Origin of the sequence: Pseudomonas sp. NPDC090201 (assembly GCF_044746825.1) — a bacterium.
GTDB lineage: Bacteria > Pseudomonadota > Gammaproteobacteria > Pseudomonadales > Pseudomonadaceae > Aquipseudomonas > Aquipseudomonas putida_AD.
The window spans coordinates 22280-41332 of the sequence record NZ_JBIVCX010000015.1 but is presented as its reverse complement, the minus strand read 5'-3'; the positions used below and the strand labels follow the sequence as shown (position 1 = coordinate 41332).

Here is a 19053-nt window from a genome sequence, read left to right as displayed (position 1 = left end):
CACGCATCTGCCAGTTGAAACCGGCCAATTCAATTAACGGTGTGAAAAGTGCGCGACCAGTTTGTCGCCCACGGTTTGCAGAATCTGCACCAGCACCAGCAGCAATACGACCGTCACGAACATCACATCGTTCTGGAAGCGCTGGTAACCGTAGCGAATCGCCAGGTCACCCAGCCCGCCCGCACCGACCGCACCGGCCATGGCCGTGAACGACACCAGGGCAATGGCCGTGACGGTGATCGCCGCCAGGATGCCCGGCCGCGCCTCGGGCAGCAGCGCCTTGACGATGATCTGCCGGGTGGTGGCGCCCATCGCCTGAATGGCCTCGATGATGCCGCGATCCACTTCACGCAGCGCGGTTTCCACCAGGCGCGCGAAGAACGGCGTGGCGCCTGCGATCAGCGGCGGCAGGGTGCCGAGAATCCCCAGCGAGGTGCCGGTGATGATTTCGGTCAGCGGCATCATCACGATCAGCAGGATGATGAACGGCAAGGCCCGCAGCATGTTCACGATCAGGCCGACGGTCGCGTAGACCGGCTTGTTTTCAAGCAACTGGCGCGGCGAGGTGAGGAACATCAGCACGCCCAGGGGCAGGCCCAACAGCACGGTGAACGCCAGGGATACGCCAAGCATGATCAGCGTGTCGCCGGTCGCGACCCAGATTTCGTACCAGTCGACGTTGGAAAACAGATTGAGCAGGGTTTCCATCAGCGCAGGATCTCCATGTGAACGTCAGCGGCGGTGAAGCGCGCGAACGCGGCCTCCATGTCGCCGCCAGTGATGGCCAGCGTCAGTTGCCCGTAGGGAGTGTCCTTGATGCGGTCGATACGACCGGCCAGGATGCTGTAGTCCACGCCGGTTTCCCGGGCGACGGTACCCAGCAGCGGCGCGTAGGTCGCTTCACCCTGGAACGTCAGACGCACGATGCGACCCTGCACGTGAGCGAAGTCCGAATTCTGCTCGTTCTCGTCGACCTGCTCGTCTTCCTGGACGAAACGGCGGGTGGTCGGGTGCTTGGGATGCAGGAACACATCGGCCACCGCGCCCTGTTCGACGATCACCCCGGCATCCATCACCGCCACCTGATCGCAGACGCGACGAATGACGTCCATCTCGTGGGTGATCAGCACGATGGTCAGTTTCAGCTCGCGGTTGATCTCCGCCAGCAGTTGCAGCACCGACGCCGTGGTCTGCGGGTCCAGGGCACTGGTGGCCTCGTCGCACAGCAGGATCTTGGGCTTGGTCGCCAGGGCGCGGGCGATGCCGACGCGCTGTTTCTGGCCGCCGGACAACTGCGCCGGGTACTTCTTCGCGTGGTCGGACAGCCCGACCCGCGCCAGCAACTCGGCCACACGCTGATCGATCTGCGCACGGGACATGTCCCCGGCCAGGGTCAGCGGCATGGCGACGTTGTCGGCCACGGTCTTGGACGACAGCAGGTTGAAGTGCTGGAAGATCATCCCGACCTGACGCCGGAAGCCGCGCAGGCCGTCCGCATCGAGGGCGGTGACATCCACGCCATCGACCAGGATCTTGCCGCCGCTTGGCGCTTCCAGACGGTTGATCAGACGCAGCATGGTGCTTTTGCCTGCGCCGGAGTGGCCAATCAGGCCAAACACCTGGCCGGCTTGGACCTGCAGGCTGGTGGGATGCAGCGCGGGAATTTCCCTGTCGGCAACCCGATAGGTTTTATGGACGTTATGAAACTCGATCACGTAGCGAACCTTGTGGGGGCGCGTTGGAAATTCAGTTCGCAATCTTGAAGGCACTTTGAGCGCGGGCGAACTGCTGGGGCGATGCCATTTCGGCCATTTATCGCCTCGGCTGGATAAACCGGGCGCGCATTTTAGCCTGTCAGGCCGGGCTTGGGCCCAGCATTCTTAGTATTTATTTGGCAGGTGACCTGCCCAACGGTCATAAAAACCGGTAGCGATGGCCCAAGCAACGTTAGACCAAAGGTTGGAAAAAACACGGAACGGCCATTTTTCTCCTCAGTCACTAAGTAAGCGCCGCGATTTCTCCCTGTGCTTTGTCAGGGAAATCCCTGCTTACCGAGCTTGAACCGCCCTTGCCTACGCAGGGTTGAGTGAGAGCCGCCTGAACCGAGGAGTTTCTGTCTGATGGCTACCAAGAAAACGACCCCTGTTAGCGATACACCGAAGAGCGAGTTGGCAGGTACCGACACACTGGACCGTGGCAACACCAACGAGAAGCTGCAAAGCCTCGAACAGTTCCGCTCCGACGCCACTGGTCAGGCCCTGCGCACCAACCACGGGGTGAAGGTTTCGGATAACCAGAACTCGCTGAAGGTCGGCAATCGCGGGCCGTCGCTGCTCGAAGATTTCATCATGCGCGAAAAGATCACGCATTTTGACCATGAGCGGATTCCGGAGCGCATCGTTCATGCGCGCGGTACGGCGGCTCACGGTTACTTTCAGACCTACGAGAACCATTCCGCGCTGAGCAAGGCAGAATTCCTGCGCGATCCGGGGAAGAAAACCCCGGTGTTCGTGCGCTTTTCCACGGTACAGGGACCACGCGGTTCCGGGGATACCGTGCGCGACGTGCGTGGTTTCGCGGTGAAGTTCTACACCGGTGAAGGCAACTACGACCTGGTGGGCAACAACATGCCAGTGTTCTTCATCCAGGATGCGATCAAGTTTCCTGACTTCGTCCACGCCGTGAAGCCCGAGCCTCACAACGAGATTCCTACCGGCGGCTCGGCCCACGACACCTTCTGGGATTTCGTCTCGCTGGTGCCGGAGTCGGCGCACATGGTGTTGTGGGCCATGTCCGACCGGGCCATCCCGAAAAATCTGCGCAGCATGCAGGGCTTTGGCATTCACACCTTCCGCATGATCAATACCGAGGGCAAGGCCTCGTTCGTGAAATTCCACTGGAAGCCCAAGTACGGCACCTGCTCGCTGCTGTGGGACGAAGCGCAGAAGCTGGCGGGCAAGGACACCGACTACCACCGTCGTGACCTGTGGGAATCCATCGAGTCCGGCGATTACCCTGAATGGGAACTGGGCGTGCAGATCGTCGCTGAAGAGGACGAGCACAAGTTCGATTTCGACCTGCTCGACCCCACCAAGATCATCCCCGAAGAAATGGTACCGGTGACGCCGCTGGGCAAGATGGTGCTCAACCGCAACCCGGACAACTACTTCGCTGAAACCGAGCAGGTGGCGTTCTGCCCGGGCCATATCGTGCCAGGCATCGACTTCTCCAATGACCCGCTGCTGCAGGGCCGGCTGTTTTCCTACACCGATACACAGATCAGCCGACTGGGCGGGCCGAACTTTCACGAGATCCCGATCAACCGCCCGGTTGCGCCCAACCACAGTGGCCAGCGCGATGCCCAGCACCGCATGACCATCGACAAGGGCCGCGCGTCCTACGAGCCCAACTCCATTGACGGCGGCTGGCCGAAGGAAACCCCGGCAGCACCGCAGGATGGCGGCTTCGAGACGTATCAGGAACGCATCGAAGCGCACAAGGTACGCGAGCGCAGCCCGTCGTTCGGCGATCACTTCTCCCAGGCCACGCTGTTCTTCAACAGCATGAGCGAGCACGAAAAGGAACACATCATCGCTGCCTACAGCTTCGAGTTGGGCAAGGTTGAGCGTGAACACATTCGCGCGCGCCAGGTGAACGAGATCCTGGCCAACATCGACCTGACTCTGGCCAAGCGAGTCGCGGAAAACCTCGGCCTGCCTGCGCCCAAGGGTGCGACCGTGAAACCGCAGAAGACCGGCAAACCGACGGTGGACAAGTCGCCGCTGCTCAGCCAGGTCAATCTGCTGGCCGGCGACATCGCCTCGCGCAAGGTGGCGATTCTGGTGGCTGACGGGGTGGACGATAAGGCCGTGGCGACCATGAAGGCTGCGCTGGAAGCCCAGTCGGCTCACGCCAAGGTTCTCGGCCCGACCTCCGCGCCGGTGAAGACCGCAGGCGGCAAGACCCTGGCGGTGGATGCGTCGATGGAAGGTATGCCGTCGGTCATCTTCGATGCGGTGTTCATCCCGGGCGGGGCTTCGGTGAAGGCGTTGAGTGGCAATGGCGTGGCACTGCACTACGTGCTGGAGGCCTATAAGCACCTGAAGGCGATTGCCTATGCAGGAGATGCGCAGGATTTGATCGACTTGCTGCGTCTTGAGGCGGATGCGGGGTTGCTGGCCGTGTCGGATGAGAAGTCGTTCAAGGCATTCTTCGACGCCATCCAGCAGCACCGGGTGTGGGCGCGGGAGCCGAAGGCCAAGGCGATTCCGGCGTGATCAACGGCTGACCTTTGTAGGAGCGCGCTTGCCCGCGACGGCGGTGTGTCAGGACCCGATGTGAGTTCTGACACACCGCCGTCGCGGGCAAGCGCGCTCCTACAGGTCCAATGTTTGAGCAATAAAAAAGGCGTTGCCTGTGACGGCAACGCCTTTGTTTTGCTCAAAAAACAATCAAAGCTTCGCAGGCTTCAGAATGATCTGCGCAGGCTCGGTCTTCTCAATCTCGCGCTGAATCTGCAGCTCGAAGTCCGGATTGATCTTGCTCACCCGCTTGGTCAGCAAGGTGGCCAGCCACGGATAGTCGTCGGTGCGCGGGACCTGAACCGTCACTTCGCAGTTGAACGCGGTGATATCGGCGGCGATGTCGTTCAATTGGCGGCGCATCTGTTTCGAATCGTCGATCTTCAGCCTGATCGTGGTGCTCTCGACGGTCGGGTCGATGATCTTGGCAGTGCGCTTGGCCTCGGCGGCGCGCAGCTCGGCTTCGGCCTTGTCCAGCTCGGCCTTGCGGGCGTGGGCGATGGCGCCGTTGACGCCGCTGGTCAGCGCCGGTGCCTTGGGCATCAGCGCGCGGGCGCGGCTCAGTGCGGTGGCGGCAGCGTTGACATCACCCTTTTGCAGAACGATCTGGCTGCGGCTCAGGTAGGCCTCGGCCAGTTCGCGCTGAAGTTGCTCCAGGCGAGGATCCTCAGGGTCCTTGGCTTGCAGCGCGGCGAGCTGGTCTTCGGCGGTGGCCAGTTCACTGCTGGCGATGTTCTGCTCCAGCTGCTGGTAGGCATCAGGCGCCGCAACGGCTGCGGGCGGCTCGACAGGCTTGCTCTGGCAGGCGGTCAATACGATGGAAAATGCAGCAAGCAGCAGATAACGGGATGGGAACGGCTTCATTCCTGCGATTCTCTATTTGCGCAAAAAACGAGCAAGTCTACACAAAAGTGCCTTGCACCGAAAATAACTGATCGACATCGGCGGCCTGCAGTGGGTCATTGCATATTGCCGCCATTCAATTATTGCCGAGTATGACTGTTGTTCCAGCACAAGGTTCTACCGCTTGGGCAAAACGAAGCTCAGCAGAAACAGGGCTGCGGCAGAGACCACAATAGACGGGCCTGCGGGGGTGTCCTTGAACCAGGAAAGCGCCAGCCCGCCGCACACCGCCAGGATGCCGATGACGCTCGCCCCTAGCGCCATTTGCTCAGGCGAGCGGGCGTGACGTTGTGCCGCAGCGGCCGGGATAATCAGCAGGGACGTGATCAGCAACACACCCACGATTTTCATCGCCACGGCGATGACCACGGCGATCAGCAGCATCAGCGTCATGCGCAGCGTCGCCACGGGCAAGCCTTCGACGGTCGCCAGTTCTTCATGCACGGTGATCGCCAGCAATGGCCGCCACAGCGCGCAGATCAATACCAGCACCGCGGCGCTGCCACCCAGAATCCAGGAAAGATCGGTCGGGCTGATCGCCAGCAGGTCGCCGAACAGGTAACCCATCAGGTCGATGCGCACATCGCGCATGAAGCTCAGTACCACAAGGCCCAACGACAGCGTGCTCGGCGCGAGGATCCCCAGCAGCGTGTCGGAAGCCAGCGGCTGGCGCTGTTGCAGGGTCACCAGCAGGATCGCCAGCAACAGGCAGCCGACGGTCACGGCGATGGTCGGGCTGATGTCCAGCAGAAAGCCCAGGGCAACGCCCAGCAGCGCCGCGTGGGACAGGGTATCGCCGAAATAGGCCATGCGCCGCCAGACCACGAACGAACCCAGAGGGCCGGCCACCACGGCCAGCGCGAGGCCTGCGAGCAAGGCACAGAGTAGAAAGTCAGCCATGCTTGCAGCTGTCCCCGTGGTCATGAGTATGGTTGTGAGGGTGGGCGTGATCGGCCGCCGGTGCCGGCTGGCACACTTCTCCGTGCAGATCGTGGGCGTGATCGTGGTGGTGGTGATAGATCGCCAGGCTCGGCGCGTTCTGGCCGAACAGCTCGACGAAGGCCGGGTCGTTGCTGACCTGCTCGGGGTGGCCGGAGCAGCAGACATGACGGTTCAGGCAGACCACCTGATCGGTGGTACTCATCACCAGGTGCAGGTCATGGGACACCATCAGCACGCCGCACTGGTGGCGATCGCGCAGTTGGGTAATCAGCGCGTACAGCTCGGCTTGCCCGGCGACGTCCACCCCTTGCACGGGCTCGTCGAGCACCAGCAGTTCGGGTTCACGCAGCAGCGCGCGGGCCAGCAAGACGCGCTGCATCTCGCCGCCGGAAATGCCTTGCAGCGGGCTGTCGATGACTTTTTCAGCCCCGACTTCAACCAGCGCAGCCAGCGCGGTTTCCCGATCGACGCCCGGCACCAGGCGCAGAAAACGCAGTACCGAAAGCGGCAGCGTGGCGTCCACGTGCAGTTTCTGTGGCATGTAGCCCACACGCAGCTTCGGCTTGCGCCACACCTCGCCCGAATCGGGCTTGAGCAGACCCAGGACGGCACGAACCAGGGTGGTCTTGCCCGCGCCATTGGGGCCGATGAGGGTGACGATCTCGCCGGGACGGACGCTGAGCTGGATGTTGTCCAGCACGCTTTGGCCCGAACGGGTCACGCTGACGGCGTTCAGGCGAATCAGTGCGTCGCTCATCAGGCGGCCTTGCAGCCAGCGCATACCCCGACCACTTCGACGGTCTGGGTTTCCACCGCAAAGCCGACTTCGTTGGCCGCGCTGACAATGGCCGAGCTGATGGCGCCATGTTGCAGCTCGATGGCGGCATGGCATTCGCGGCAGATCAGGAACTGGCCCTGATGGGCGTGAGTGGGATGATTGCAGCCGGCGAAGGCGTTCAACGACGCGATGCGGTGAACCAGGCCGTGTTCAAGCAGGAAGTCCAGCGCGCGGTACACCGTGGGTGGCGCGGCGCGGCGGCCGTCCTCTTCGCTCAAGACGGCGAGGATGTCATAGGCGCCCAGCGGCTTGTGGCTCTGCCAGACCAGCTCCAGCACGCGACGGCGCAGCGCTGTCAGGCGCAGGCCTTTTCCGGCGCACAGGGCATCGGCTTGCGCGAGTGCACTGTGCACGCAATGGGAGTGATCGTGGGGGCGGCTGGCCAGTGGAGTTTTGGACATGGGCGGCGACGACTTTTGAGAGAGACGTTATTATGTTACCCGTTCCTGCCCCCATGAGTGGTCATCGTGTCCCGAATTTTTTTAATTTTTGTCGTGTTCATCACCGGTTTTTTCGCAATTTCCACGGCTCAGGCCGAGGTTCGGGTACTGACCAGCATCAAGCCGCTACAGCTGATCGCAGCGGCCGTACAGGATGGTGTCGCGGTGCCTGAAGTGCTGCTGCCCCCGGGCGCATCGCCGCATAACTATGCGCTGCGCCCATCCGACGTACGGCGGGTTCAGGAGGTCGACCTGCTGTACTGGATCGGCCCTGACATGGAAACCTTCCTGCCTCGCGTGTTGAGTGGCCGCACCAAGGCGTCGGTGGCCGTGCAGACCCTGCCGGGGATGCATTTGCGTCATTTCGTTGCCAGCAGCGAGCATCACGATGACGGGGATGACCACGATCACCGTCCCGGCAGCGTCGATGCGCACCTGTGGCTGTCCACCGTCAATGCTCGCATCATTGCCGCAAAAATGGCCGCTGACCTGAGCCAGGCGGATCCGGCCAATGCTGCGCGCTACGAGAGCAACGTCAAGGCGTTCGATGAGCGGATGGACGCGCTGGACGCGAAGATCAAACAGCGTGTTGCGGGCATCGCCGACAAGAAATACTTCGTGTTTCATGAGGCTTTCGACTATTTCGAAGAAGCCTATGGCATCCAGCATGCGGGCGTGTTCGCGGTCAGCCATGAGGTCCAGCCCGGTGCCCAGCACGTCGCTGCGATGCGTGCGCGCCTGACCGAGTACGGCAAGACCTGCGTGTTCAGCGAGCCGCCCCTGCGTCCGAAACTGGCCGACACCCTGAGCGCGGGCTTGCCGGTGAAGCTGGCCGAGCTGGATGGGTTGGGCGGTTATACGCCTGCCACTGCGCAAGGCTATGAGCAGCTGTTGAACAAGCTGGCTGATGACCTGGCGGGGTGTCTGGAGAGCTTGTAACGCCTTGCAGATCCGGTCGCGGGCAAGCGCGCTCCTACAATGGAACGCGGTTCAATGTAGGAGCGCGCTTGCCCGCGACGGCGTCTTTATGGATTACAACGCAAACGGCAGCGGAATGTGCACATCCTGGCGCTGTTCCAGGCGTTTGCCGAACTCCGAAGGATCGTGGATCAGCACGTCCTGGCCGGCAAAGCTTTCTGCGGCGATCAGGCGCGACAGCCAGAACCTTACGCAACCCACGCGCAGCATCGTTGCCCACAACTGTGCTTCGGTTGCAGTGAACGGACGTAGGGCTGCATAGGCGCCCAGCAGTGCACGGGCCCGGGGCGCGTCGATGGCGCCGTCTTCGAACGAACACCAGTCATTCACCGCGATGGCCACGTCATACAGCATCGGCGCGGAGCAGGCGTTGTAGAAGTCGATCACGCCGGTCAGGTGCGTGCCTTCGAACAGCGTGTTGTCGCGGAACAGGTCGGCGTGCACGTTGGCCCGAGGCAAGGCCATGATCCTGGCCTGTTCACGCTTGATTTCGTCCACCGATTTCTTCAGCAGCGCACCTTCGGTTTCACCCAGGTGCGAAATGAAATTGCGGCCTTCTTCCAGCATCCAGTCCAGGCCCCGGTCGGTCTTGCGCTCGATGGGGTTGTCGCGGGTTGCCAGGTGCATGTGCGCCAGCAGCTCGCCGATCTGCATGCAGTGCTGGGTGTTGGGCTCGGTCGGGTGCTTGCCCGACAGCCGCGGTTGCAGCAGCGCAGGCTTGCCCTTGAGCTCGCGCAGCGCCTGGCCGTCGGTGGTGCGCAAGGCGTAGGGCACTGGCAGGTCGGCATCGTGCAGGACGTCCAGCAGTTCGATGAAGAACGGCATTTCCTGCACGGGGCCGCGCTCGACCAACGTCAGGACGTACTCGCCCTGCTCCATGCTGATGAAGAAGTTGGTGTTTTCACTTCCGGCGGCAATGCCCTGAAAATCACGCAGTTGGCCAAGCCCGTACGGGGCGAGAAAAACTTCCAGCTCGGGCCGAGCCAGGGGAGTAAAAACGGACATATGAACACTGCCAGCAAAAGGTGAATGTAAGGCCTACCAGCTGAATAATACCCATTGGGGGATCAGCATGTCCGGCTGATCGGCCCGAATGAATTGCCCGCTGGTGCCGTCAGCCCGCACCAGATAATACGGCTTTCCGTATTTTGGCGTGATTTTGACTGCATAAACGAAGCCGTTCGCCTTGTATTCCTGCACGAAATTGTCACCGTCCTTGCGGATCGTGACGTCAGGTTCGGCGGACGGCGCCTCGTCTTCGGCAGCCAGTGCTATCAGTGGGCAAGCAACCATCAAACTGACCAGCAACAGGCGATTTAGCGTGCGCATGATAACCTTGCTCCTTTGTCGTCAACGGTCCTCGCATTCTAGCGCCGACCCCGCCGAAAAGGTTGATCCTGCATGAGTCTTGCGCCCCTCGTCCTGGTGGACGGTTCTTCTTACCTGTATCGCGCTTTCCACGCGCTGCCGCCGCTCACCACGTCCAAAGGCCTGCCCACCGGTGCGGTCAAGGGCGTGCTGAACATGCTCAAGAGCTTGCGCAAACAGTATCCGGATAGCCCGTTTGCCGTCGTTTTCGACGCCAAAGGCGGCACGTTCCGTGATGAAATGTTTGCCGAGTACAAGGCCAATCGTCCCAGCATGCCCGATGACATGCGGGTGCAGATCGACTTCCTGCACAACTGCGTGAAAGGCCTGGGTTATCCGCTGCTGTGCGTCGAAGGCGTCGAGGCCGACGACGTGATCGGCACCCTGGCGCGCAGCAGTGCCGCAGCCGATCGCCCGGTGATCATCTCCACGGGCGACAAGGACATGGCCCAACTGGTCGACGGGCACATTACGCTGGTCAACACCATGACCGGTAGCGTGATGGACGTGGCCGGCGTGAAAGAGAAATTCGGTGTCGGTCCTGAGCACATCATCGACTATCTCGCGCTGATGGGCGACAAAGTCGACAATATCCCCGGCGTTCCAGGCGTGGGCGAAAAAACCGCCGCGGGCTTGCTGCTGGGTATCAATGGTGGCTTGAAGGAACTGTACGAGAACCTCGACAAGGTCCCGACCCTGGCCATTCGCGGGGCCAAGACCCTGCCTGCCAAGCTCGAAGAGCACAAGGAAATGGCGTTCCTGTCCTATCAGCTGGCGACGATCAAGGTCGATGTGCCGCTGGACATCGAGCTGGACGCCTTGCATTGCGGCGAGCCTGATCGGGAAGCCTTGCTGGCCCTGTACACCGAGCTTGAATTCAAGAGCTGGATCACCGACCTGCAACGCGAAGCCAAACAGGAAGGCGCCGAGATCGCGCCGGTGCAGGAGGCAGCGCCAGTCATCGAGGCCAAGTACGAGCTGATCCTGGAGCAGACCCAGTTCGACGCCTGGCTGAAGAAGCTTGAGGCCGCCAAGCTGTTCGCCTTTGTGGTGCAAAGCAATGGCACCGACGCCCAGCGCGCGCAGATCGTTGGCCTGTCGTTCGCGATCAAGACCCACGAAGCTTGCTACATCCCGCTGACCCACTCCTACATGGGCGTGCCGCAGCAACTGGATCGCGACGCCGTGCTCAAGGCGGTCAAGCCGATGCTCGAAGACGCGAGCAAGATCAAGGTCGGTCAGCACGCCAAGTTCGCGATCAACCTGCTGGCCAACTGTGCCATTGATGGCGACCAGGCCCAGGGCATCAGCGTGCAGGGCGTGAAGTTCGACACCATGCTCGAGTCTTATGTACTGGACTCCACGGCCACCCGTCACGACCGTGACAGCCTGGTCGCCAAGTACCTGGATCACACGCCGGTAAACTTCCAGGACATCGCTGGCAAGGGCGCCAAGCAACTGACTTTCGATCAGATCGCCCTCGAACAGGCCGGCACCTACGCCGCCGAAGAGGTCGATCTGACCCTGCGCCTGCACGAAATCCTGCAGGAAAAACTCGGGAAAACCCCAAGTCTGGCACCGGTGCTCAATGACATCGAAATGCCGCTGATGCCGGTACTGGCGCGTATCGAGCGCCAGGGCGCGCTGGTCGATGCCAGGCTGCTGGGCATCCAGAGCGTGGAGCTGGGCAACAAGATGACCGAGCTTGAGCGCGAGGCGTTTGCCATCGCCGGTGAGGAGTTCAACCTGGGCTCGCCGAAGCAACTGGGGGTGATCCTCTACGAAAAGCTCGGCATGCCGATCATCAGCAAGACCGCAACCGGCCAGCCTTCCACGGCTGAAGCGGTACTGGCGGAACTGGCCGAGCAGGAGTTTCCGCTGCCCAAGGTGCTGATGCAGTACCGCTCGATGAGCAAGCTGAAAAGCACCTACACCGACCGCCTGCCGGAGCAGATCAATCCGCGCACCGGGCGAATTCACACCTCCTACCATCAGGCCGTGGCCGTGACCGGGCGCCTGTCGTCCAGCGACCCGAACCTGCAGAACATCCCGATCCGCACCTCCGAGGGCCGCCGGATTCGCCAGGCGTTCGTCGCGCCTGCGGGCTACAAGCTGCTGGCGGCGGACTACTCGCAGATCGAGTTGCGGATCATGGCCCATCTGGCCAAGGACGAAGGCCTGCTGCACGCTTTCCGCAACGACCTGGATGTGCACCGTGCGACCGCCGCCGAAGTCTTCGGCGTTGAACTGGAAAACGTTACTGGCGATATGCGCCGCAGCGCCAAAGCCATCAACTTCGGCCTGATCTACGGCATGAGCGCGTTTGGCCTGGCCAAACAGATCGGCGTTGATCGCAAGCAGTCGCAGGCCTACGTCGACACCTACTTCGCCCGCTACCCCGGCGTGCTGCAATACATGGAACGCACCCGCGCCCAGGCCGCCGAGCAGGGTTTCGTCGAAACCATCTTCGGTCGTCGCCTGTACCTGCCGGACATCAACGCCAAGAACCAGGCCCTGCGCAAAGGCGCCGAACGCATGGCGATCAACGCGCCGATGCAAGGCACGGCGGCTGACATCATCAAGCGTGCGATGGTAGCGGTGAACAGCTGGCTGGATGCTTCAGGGCTCGACGCCCGCGTGATCCTGCAGGTGCACGACGAACTGGTGCTGGAAGTGCGTGAGGACCTGGTCGAGCAGATCAGCCAGGAAATCCGCGTGCACATGAGCGGCGCCGCCGAGCTGGACGTGCCGCTGCTGGTGGAAGTGGGCGTGGGCAATAACTGGGATGAGGCGCACTGACGAAAATGGCTACTCCCGCCTGTAGGAGCGCGCTTGCCCGCGACTGCGGTGTGTCATTGCCCAGGGTGGCGGCTGATGCAACGTAATCGCGGGCAAGCGCGCTCCTACAGGTGATCAATTGCGACCTTGCCAACATTAAATTTCCGCGGATTTTGAACTTCCGCGAACATTACCCGGTCAGAGCTTGCGAGTGGCTGACCTAGCCGCTCATGCTCCTATGTTGTGTTAAGTGTTGGCAGATATCCGGACCACTCCCGAGCGGTCTGGACTTGGACCCCGAACTTCCCCTCCCCATATGAAGTCCGGGGTTTTTTTTGCCTGCGATTCAGGCCGCAGGCGCTTTGTCTTCCAGCTCCATCCAGTCGGCCAGCACGGTGTAGGCCTCTTCCAGGCCCATGCGCTTGGGTGCCGAGAACAGCTGGATGGTGACGGTGTCGCCCCAACCCTTGCGAATTTCGGACTGGACCTTGAGCAGCGTGTTCTTGGCCGCGCCGAAGGTCAGTTTGTCGGCTTTGGTCAGCAGGATGTGCATCGGCATGCCGCTGGCAATGGCCCAGTCGAGCATCAGCAGGTCGAAGTCGGTCATCGGATGGCGAATGTCCATCATCAGAATCAGCCCCTTCAGGCTCTCCCGGCTGCCCAGGTACGCCTCAAGGTGACGCTGCCAGTGCTGCTTGAGCGGGATTGGCACTTTCGCGTAGCCGTAGCCTGGCAAGTCGACCAGACGGCGATCGTCGTCCAGGCTGAAGAAGTTCAGCAGCTGGGTGCGGCCCGGGGTTTTCGAGGTACGCGCAAGGCTTGCGTGGGTCAGGGTGTTCAGCGCGCTGGATTTACCGGCGTTGGAACGCCCGGCGAAGGCGACTTCGAAGCCTTCGTCATCGGGGCACTGATCGACTTTGGCGGCGCTGAGCATGAACTTGGCTTGTTGGCACAAACCGAGGATCGGGTTCTTGAGTTGCATGGGATATCCGGTGAGGGCGTTGGCGCGGTTTGGCGCCAGCGGGGTGTCTTTTTCCGTTTGATGGGCGCAAGTATATAATGCCGCAGATTTTGTGTGTGCTTTGTGCGTCAGCAGGATAGAAGTTCGCGCAAGTCGGGCTAACCTTACACCAACAATAAAATCCATTGGATTAGCCGATGAACAAACTACTGGTGAGTCTGCTGTTGACCCTGGGTATTTCTGGCGCCGCGCAAGCTGCTGACATCCCGGTGGGCGATCCCGCCGCTGGCCAGCCGAAAACCGCTGTGTGCGGTGCCTGCCACGGGCCGGACGGCAACAGTATGGCGCCCAATTTTCCGAAGCTGGCAGGGCAAGGCCAGCGTTACCTGCTCAAGCAGCTGCACGAGATCAAGGACGGCAAGCGTGTGGTGCTGGAGATGACCGGCTTGCTCAATAATCTGAGCGACCAGGACCTGGCCGACATCGCGGCCTATTTCGCCAGCCAGCGCGGCAGTGTCGGCGCCGCCGATGCGAACCTTGTCGCCAGGGGCGAGGCTTTATTCCGGGGCGGCAAGCTGGATCAGGGCATGCCGGCCTGCACGGGCTGCCATTCGCCCAATGGCGCCGGCAACGCTGCCGCAGGCTTTCCGCACCTGGGCGGGCAGCACGCCGACTACGTGAAGAAACAGCTCACGGCGTTCCGCGAAGGGGAGCGCACCAACGATGGCGACACCATGGTCATGCGCACCATTGCGTCCAAGCTCAGCAACAAGGATATCGACGCGTTGTCGGCCTACATACAGGGTCTGCATTAACGCCGGATTAACGCGAAGCCCCTGATCTAGAGGCTTTTGGCGCGGTTTCACACTTCTTCACGATTCCCGTGCAGACGGGCTAAAAAGGGTAGCGAACGGCTGCCCTTTTTTGTGCGCGCAGGCGTTACACTTGCGAACTCGTATCACCTCCTCCGGTCCAACTGCCGGTATCGAGGTGGCCTTTCATGCCCAGGAGTTAAGCATGCGTAATCTGATTCTCAGCGCCGCTCTGGTGTTCACCAGCCTGTTCGGTCTGACCGCCCAAGCTGCAGAGCCTATCGAAGCTGGCAAGCAATATGTCCAGCTGAGCAGCGCCGTCCCTGTTTCCGAACCAGGCAAGATCGAAGTCGTCGAGATGTTCTGGTACGGCTGCCCGCACTGCTACGCCTTCGAGCCAACCATCAATCCATGGATTGAAAAACTGCCGGCCGACGTGCACTTCGTCCGCATCCCTGCCATGTTCGGCGGCCCATGGGATGCCCACGGCCAGCTGTTCATCACCCTGGACACCATGGGTGTAGAGAAGAAAGTCCACACCGCCGTATTCGATGCCATCCAGAAAGGCGGCAAGCGTCTGACCGACCCGAATGACATGGCCGAATTCGTGGCCACCCAGGGCGTCGACAAGACCAAGTTCCTTGAAACCTTCAACTCGTTCGCTGTGAAGGGCAAGATCGCCCAGTACAAGGAACTGGCCAAGAAGTACGAGATTTCCGGCGTTCCGACCATGATCGTCAACGGCAAGTACCGTTTCGACCTGGCCTCGGCCGGTGGTCCGGAGCAGACGCTGGACGTGGCCGATCAGCTGATCGCCAAAGAACGTGCAGCAGCCAAGTAAGCGCCCGTGATCACGCGCTGGGGTACTGAACGCGCCGTTGCCCGGCATTCGGCGAAGGTCAACGAGCGTCACCTGGAGCAGACCGGATTGCCGTCCGATGGCCGGCTGCGTCTGCTCAGCTTCAACATTCAGGTGGGCATCAGTACCGAGCGCTACCGGCACTACCTGACCCGTGGCTGGCAGCACCTGCTGCCCCACAATGGTCGTGCCGGAAATCTGCAGAAGATCGGCAACCTGCTTGCCGACTACGATCTGGTCGCCCTGCAGGAAGCCGATGGCGGCAGCCTGCGATCAGGCTACGTCAATCAGGTCGAGCACCTGGCCCAGCTCGGGTCATTCCCGTACTGGCATCAACAGCTCAATCGCAACCTGGGGCGCTTCGCCCAGCACAGCAATGGCGTGCTGAGCCGTTTGCGCCCCCATGACATCGAAGACCACCCCTTGCCAGGCCCCGCCGGGCGCGGCGCGATCCTGGTTCGTTTCGGCGAAGGCGAGGACGCGCTGGTGGTGGTGGTCATGCATCTGGCACTGGGGGCGCGCACCCGGACCCGCCAGTTGGCCTACATTCGCGAGCTTATCGGCGGTTATCGGCACCAGGTGCTGATGGGTGACATGAACACCCATGCCGCCGACCTGCTGGAAACCTCGCCCCTGCGTGATCTGGGCCTGTTGGCGCCACAGATCGAAGCCACCTTTCCCAGTTGGCGCCCGCAGCGCTGCCTGGACCACATCCTCTTGAGCCCGACCCTGACACTTGAGAAAGTGCAGGTACTGGCTCAGCCCATCTCCGATCATCTGCCCGTCGCGGTGGAGATTCGCTTGCCGGCCTCATTAATTGGGGACTCCCTGCCGATAACAAGCCCATCTCCTCGCGGATCCTCGGAATGAGCGACGAAGCTGAACGCTGGAAAGAAAAATACCTCAAGAGCATCGAGCGCCAAGACAAGCTCGAAAAGCGCTGGAATGCCCGCCTCGACCTGTTGCGTCGCGGCCTGGTGCGCAGCAGCCTTGCGGCGGAAGGTGCCGACAAGGCGGTAGACCAGTGCATGAAGGAAATGCGCGAAGTCGTGCGCAAGGACGACATGGACGCAGGCCTGGCCGCGCTGATTCCGCGCCTTGAAAAAGCCGTACTCGATTCCGAGCAGCGTCGCGAGCAGCGTGTCGAGCAGATGGCCACGGCCCTGACCTCGCTGGTGACGCAACTGCAAAGCCTGCCCTTGCCCCGGGAAGTCGCCAAACCCCTCAAGCGCTTCGCCAAGAACCTGGAAGATCGCGTCACCCAGGCCCGTGAGCTGCCGCTGCTGCTCAGCGAGCTGAGCGGCCTGCAGGGCCAGGCGTTTTCTCAGCTTGAGCATCCGGAGGAAGTGGCGCGGCCAGGATTCCTGCAAAGGCTGTTTGGTAGCCGGGATGCGTCGGACGGGGCAGAGTCGGCCCCCGCCGAAACCCCTGTTGCGGCACTCGTCACCCCGGCTGTGGAGGCGCCTGCGGCTGCGCAACCTGCGCCCGCGCCTGAATCCTCCGCCCCAGTCGCCGAGCCCAGGGCGTCGGAGCCTGAGGTGGTGCTGGCTGAGTCGCCCCCTGTCGAGGCGCCTGAGCCTGAGCCCGCGCCGCCTCAAGCCGTTGAGCCCGCCACTGCCGAGCCTGCTGTGATTGACGACACGGCGCCTCCGGATTCGGATGAAACCCTTGCCGAGCCTGCGCCCGTCGAAGCCACCGATGAGCCCGCGCCGATCAGCGAAGAGCAGGCCATCGAGCAGGCCGAAGCTGCGATAGACGATCAGGACACTGAAGCCCCGCCAGCGAGCGAGGAGCCCGCAGAGGCCGAGAATGCAGACGTTGAAGACGTTGAAGACGTTGAAGACGTTGAAGGCGTTGAAGAAGCTGTAGTCGACGAAGCCGAGATCGAAGAAGACGGCCCCTTCGCGCTGCCGTCATCCCCCGAGCCCAGCTACAGCTCGGTCGCGGTACACATCGAACAGACACTGCTGGGCCTGCTCAACGACCTGACCCTGCCCGAACACCACCGTCCGCAAGCGCAAGCCATGCGTGAACGACTGGAGCATGGGCTGAACTGGTACGAACTACTGCCGATTCTCGACGATCTTGCGGTGCTGATGCTGGCGATCACCAACAGCGAACAGCACGAGTTCGAGCGCTATCTCAAGCAGTTGAACGAGCGGCTGGCCTCCTTCCAGAGCAACTTGCAGGCGGCCACCGAGGATCACGCAGGCCAGCAATCCGCATCCCGGGAAATGACCGACCAGCTGCGTGAACACGTAGGCGGGTTGCAGAGCAGCGTGCAGGAAGCGTCGGACCTCACCAGCCTCAAGAGTGTGCTGGAACGCCGGCTCGAAGGCTTGCTCGGCGCCATGGACGAGCACCAGAAGGAGCGCGACGAGCGCGAGCAGGAAGTGGCCTCGCGGCTTCAATCCCTGGCCGGGCGCGTGGCGACCATGGAACAGGAAGCCTTGGGTTTCCGGGCGAACCTCGAAGAACAGCGGCAAAAAGCCTTGATCGACACCCTGACCGGGCTGCCCAACCGGGCGGCGTGGAACGAGCGGCTGGATCATGAGATCGAGCAACTGGACAAGCACAAATCCAGCCTGCTGCTGGGGATTCTCGACCTGGATCACTTCAAGCGCATAAACGACGGCTACGGCCACCTGGCCGGGGACAAGGTGCTGAAGATCGTCGCCAGCCAGTGGGCAAAACGCCTTCGCACTGAAGACTTCATTGCCCGTTTCGGGGGTGAAGAATTCGTGGTCCTGTTGCCCCATACCCAGATGGCAGAAGGCCTGGCACTGCTTGAGCGCCTGCGCGAGGCCATCGAACAATGCCCGTTCCACTTCAAGGGGGAACCGGTCACGATCACCGTGTCCATGGGCGTCACCCTCTTCCGGCCCGGCGAGCGCAGCGACGTGGTGCTCAAGCGCGCGGATCAGGCGTTGTACAAAGCCAAGAACGAAGGGCGAAATCGCATCGAAAAAGGCTGAGTTCCCACAACATCGGTTGGCAGATGCCGACGCGCAATCTTGGGCGGCGGGTCGGCATTACGTTACACTGTTGCATTATCTGCCCATGTGTTGTGCCTTTTTATGAAGTCTTTCGCCGCGTTCTGCCTGCTCCTGCTGCTCACCGCCTGTTCGAGCGGTCCCAGGCTGGACACCAGCCATCCTTCCGTCAACTTCGACAGCCGCGTGCAGTTCGTGGTGGTGCATTACACCTCGGCGTCGCTTGACCGTTCGCTGGAGCTGCTGACCCACGGCGAGGTCAGTGCGCATTACCTGATTGGCGACGGCCCGGCCACGACCTACAAACTGGTGGATGAAACCCAGCGCGCCTGGCACGCCGGCGAGAGCGAGTGGGACGGCCGCACCTGGCTGAACTCCAGCAGCATCGGCATCGAGATCGTCAATCCGGGCTACCGCGACACGCCTGCCGGCCGGCTCTGGTATCCCTACAGCGAGGCGCAGATCCAGGCGCTGATCGTGCTGCTCAAGGACATCGTCAAGCGCCACCACATCGAGCCTCGCCACGTGATTGGCCACAGCGACATCGCGCCGCTGCGCAAGCTCGATCCGGGACCGCTATTCCCGTGGAAGCGTCTGGCCGAAGAAGGCCTGGGGATCTGGCCGGATGAGGCACAGGTTGCGCAGCGTCAGGCGCAGATGATGGGCGTTGTCCCGAGCGCCGCCTGGTTCCAGCAACAACTGGCTTTGCTGGGTTACCCGACGCCACAGACGGGCGAATGGGACATCGCCAGCCGTCATGTGCTGGCAGCGTTCCAGATGCACTATCGGCCGCAGAAATTCGACGGCGAAGCTGATCTGCAAAGTGCAGCTATCCTTCAAGTGCTGAACCTGAAGCATTAAATTACCCGTAACGTCGGTT

17 protein-coding genes are annotated in these 19053 nt (G+C 61.8%); 8 read left to right on the top strand and 9 right to left on the bottom strand.

The features are described 5' to 3' along the window. Positions 1-33: 33 nt before the first annotated feature. Both ACIPOO_RS24875 and ACIPOO_RS24870 read right to left on the bottom strand, forming a co-directional pair. Complete coding sequence (locus tag ACIPOO_RS24875; protein ID WP_400610495.1) at positions 34-708, bottom strand: methionine ABC transporter permease; 675 nt, start codon at positions 706-708, stop codon at positions 34-36. Continuing rightward, a complete protein-coding gene (locus ACIPOO_RS24870; RefSeq protein WP_274132010.1) occupies positions 708-1715 on the bottom strand; it encodes a methionine ABC transporter ATP-binding protein in 1008 nt (335 codons plus the stop codon). The genes ACIPOO_RS24875 and ACIPOO_RS24870 overlap by 1 nt, the downstream gene beginning before the upstream one ends. A gap of 405 nt (positions 1716-2120) precedes the next feature. Between ACIPOO_RS24870 and katE the strand changes: the two genes are divergently transcribed. Further along, positions 2121-4277, top strand: coding sequence for a catalase HPII (gene katE, locus ACIPOO_RS24865; protein ID WP_400610493.1), 2157 nt, complete (start codon positions 2121-2123; stop codon positions 4275-4277). 174 nt (positions 4278-4451) lie between these two features. Here katE and ACIPOO_RS24860 read toward each other — a convergent pair whose 3' ends face one another. From ACIPOO_RS24860 to ACIPOO_RS24845, 4 genes are all read right to left on the bottom strand, one after another. Next, entirely contained in the window at positions 4452-5165 is a 714-nt protein-coding gene (locus ACIPOO_RS24860) for a PA5502 family lipoprotein (protein ID WP_400610491.1), read from the bottom strand. Between the two features lie 156 nt (positions 5166-5321). Further along, the gene (gene znuB, locus ACIPOO_RS24855; RefSeq protein WP_400610489.1) at positions 5322-6104 is read right to left on the bottom strand and encodes a zinc ABC transporter permease subunit ZnuB; all 783 of its coding nucleotides are present in this window, start codon (positions 6102-6104) and stop codon (positions 5322-5324) included. Then, complete coding sequence (gene znuC / locus ACIPOO_RS24850; RefSeq protein ID WP_274132166.1) at positions 6097-6903, bottom strand: zinc ABC transporter ATP-binding protein ZnuC; 807 nt, start codon at positions 6901-6903, stop codon at positions 6097-6099. The genes znuB and znuC overlap by 8 nt, the downstream gene beginning before the upstream one ends. Then, positions 6903-7385: a Fur family transcriptional regulator gene (locus tag ACIPOO_RS24845; RefSeq protein WP_274132002.1), complete on the bottom strand. Its 483-nt coding sequence runs from the start codon at positions 7383-7385 to the stop codon at positions 6903-6905. The genes znuC and ACIPOO_RS24845 overlap by 1 nt, the downstream gene beginning before the upstream one ends. 57 nt (positions 7386-7442) lie before the next feature. Between ACIPOO_RS24845 and ACIPOO_RS24840 the strand changes: the two genes are divergently transcribed. Further along, a complete protein-coding gene (locus tag ACIPOO_RS24840) occupies positions 7443-8363 on the top strand; it encodes a zinc ABC transporter substrate-binding protein (RefSeq protein WP_400610487.1) in 921 nt (306 codons plus the stop codon). A gap of 93 nt (positions 8364-8456) precedes the next feature. On the opposite strand, the gene ACIPOO_RS24835 is transcribed toward ACIPOO_RS24840, so the two are convergent. Both ACIPOO_RS24835 and ACIPOO_RS24830 read right to left on the bottom strand, forming a co-directional pair. After that, a complete protein-coding gene (locus tag ACIPOO_RS24835; protein WP_400610485.1) occupies positions 8457-9407 on the bottom strand; it encodes a homoserine kinase in 951 nt (316 codons plus the stop codon). A gap of 33 nt (positions 9408-9440) precedes the next feature. After that, positions 9441-9731 (bottom strand): DUF2782 domain-containing protein, encoded by a 291-nt coding sequence (locus tag ACIPOO_RS24830; RefSeq protein ID WP_400610483.1) that lies wholly within the window; start codon positions 9729-9731, stop codon positions 9441-9443. Between the two features lie 72 nt (positions 9732-9803). Between ACIPOO_RS24830 and polA the strand changes: the two genes are divergently transcribed. After that, positions 9804-12569, top strand: a complete 2766-nt coding sequence (gene polA / locus ACIPOO_RS24825) for a DNA polymerase I (protein WP_400610481.1) — start codon at positions 9804-9806, stop codon at positions 12567-12569. Positions 12570-12894: 325 nt separating this feature from the next. Here the strand turns inward: polA and yihA are convergent, their stop codons facing one another. Then, positions 12895-13530, bottom strand: coding sequence for a ribosome biogenesis GTP-binding protein YihA/YsxC (gene yihA, locus ACIPOO_RS24820; RefSeq protein WP_093466666.1), 636 nt, complete (start codon positions 13528-13530; stop codon positions 12895-12897). A 176-nt stretch (positions 13531-13706) separates the two neighbouring features. On the opposite strand from yihA, the gene ACIPOO_RS24815 reads away from it, so the two are divergent. From ACIPOO_RS24815 to ACIPOO_RS24795, 5 genes are all read left to right on the top strand, one after another. Continuing rightward, positions 13707-14324 carry a cytochrome c gene (locus ACIPOO_RS24815; RefSeq protein ID WP_274135245.1) on the top strand — a complete coding sequence of 206 codons (618 nt, stop codon included), beginning with the start codon at positions 13707-13709 and terminating at the stop codon, positions 14322-14324. 202 nt (positions 14325-14526) lie between these two features. Continuing rightward, positions 14527-15162, top strand: a complete 636-nt coding sequence (locus ACIPOO_RS24810; protein ID WP_274135246.1) for a thiol:disulfide interchange protein DsbA/DsbL — start codon at positions 14527-14529, stop codon at positions 15160-15162. 9 nt (positions 15163-15171) lie between these two features. Continuing rightward, the gene (locus ACIPOO_RS24805; protein WP_274135302.1) at positions 15172-16050 is read left to right on the top strand and encodes an endonuclease/exonuclease/phosphatase family protein; all 879 of its coding nucleotides are present in this window, start codon (positions 15172-15174) and stop codon (positions 16048-16050) included. After that, complete coding sequence (locus ACIPOO_RS24800) at positions 16047-18155, top strand: diguanylate cyclase (protein ID WP_400610478.1); 2109 nt, start codon at positions 16047-16049, stop codon at positions 18153-18155. Before ACIPOO_RS24805 ends, ACIPOO_RS24800 begins: the two co-directional genes overlap by 4 nt. Before the next feature lie 102 nt (positions 18156-18257). After that, on the top strand, positions 18258-19034 hold the full coding sequence (locus tag ACIPOO_RS24795) for an N-acetylmuramoyl-L-alanine amidase (RefSeq protein WP_274135250.1): 777 nt from the start codon (positions 18258-18260) through the stop codon (positions 19032-19034). Positions 19035-19053 lie beyond the last annotated feature (19 nt).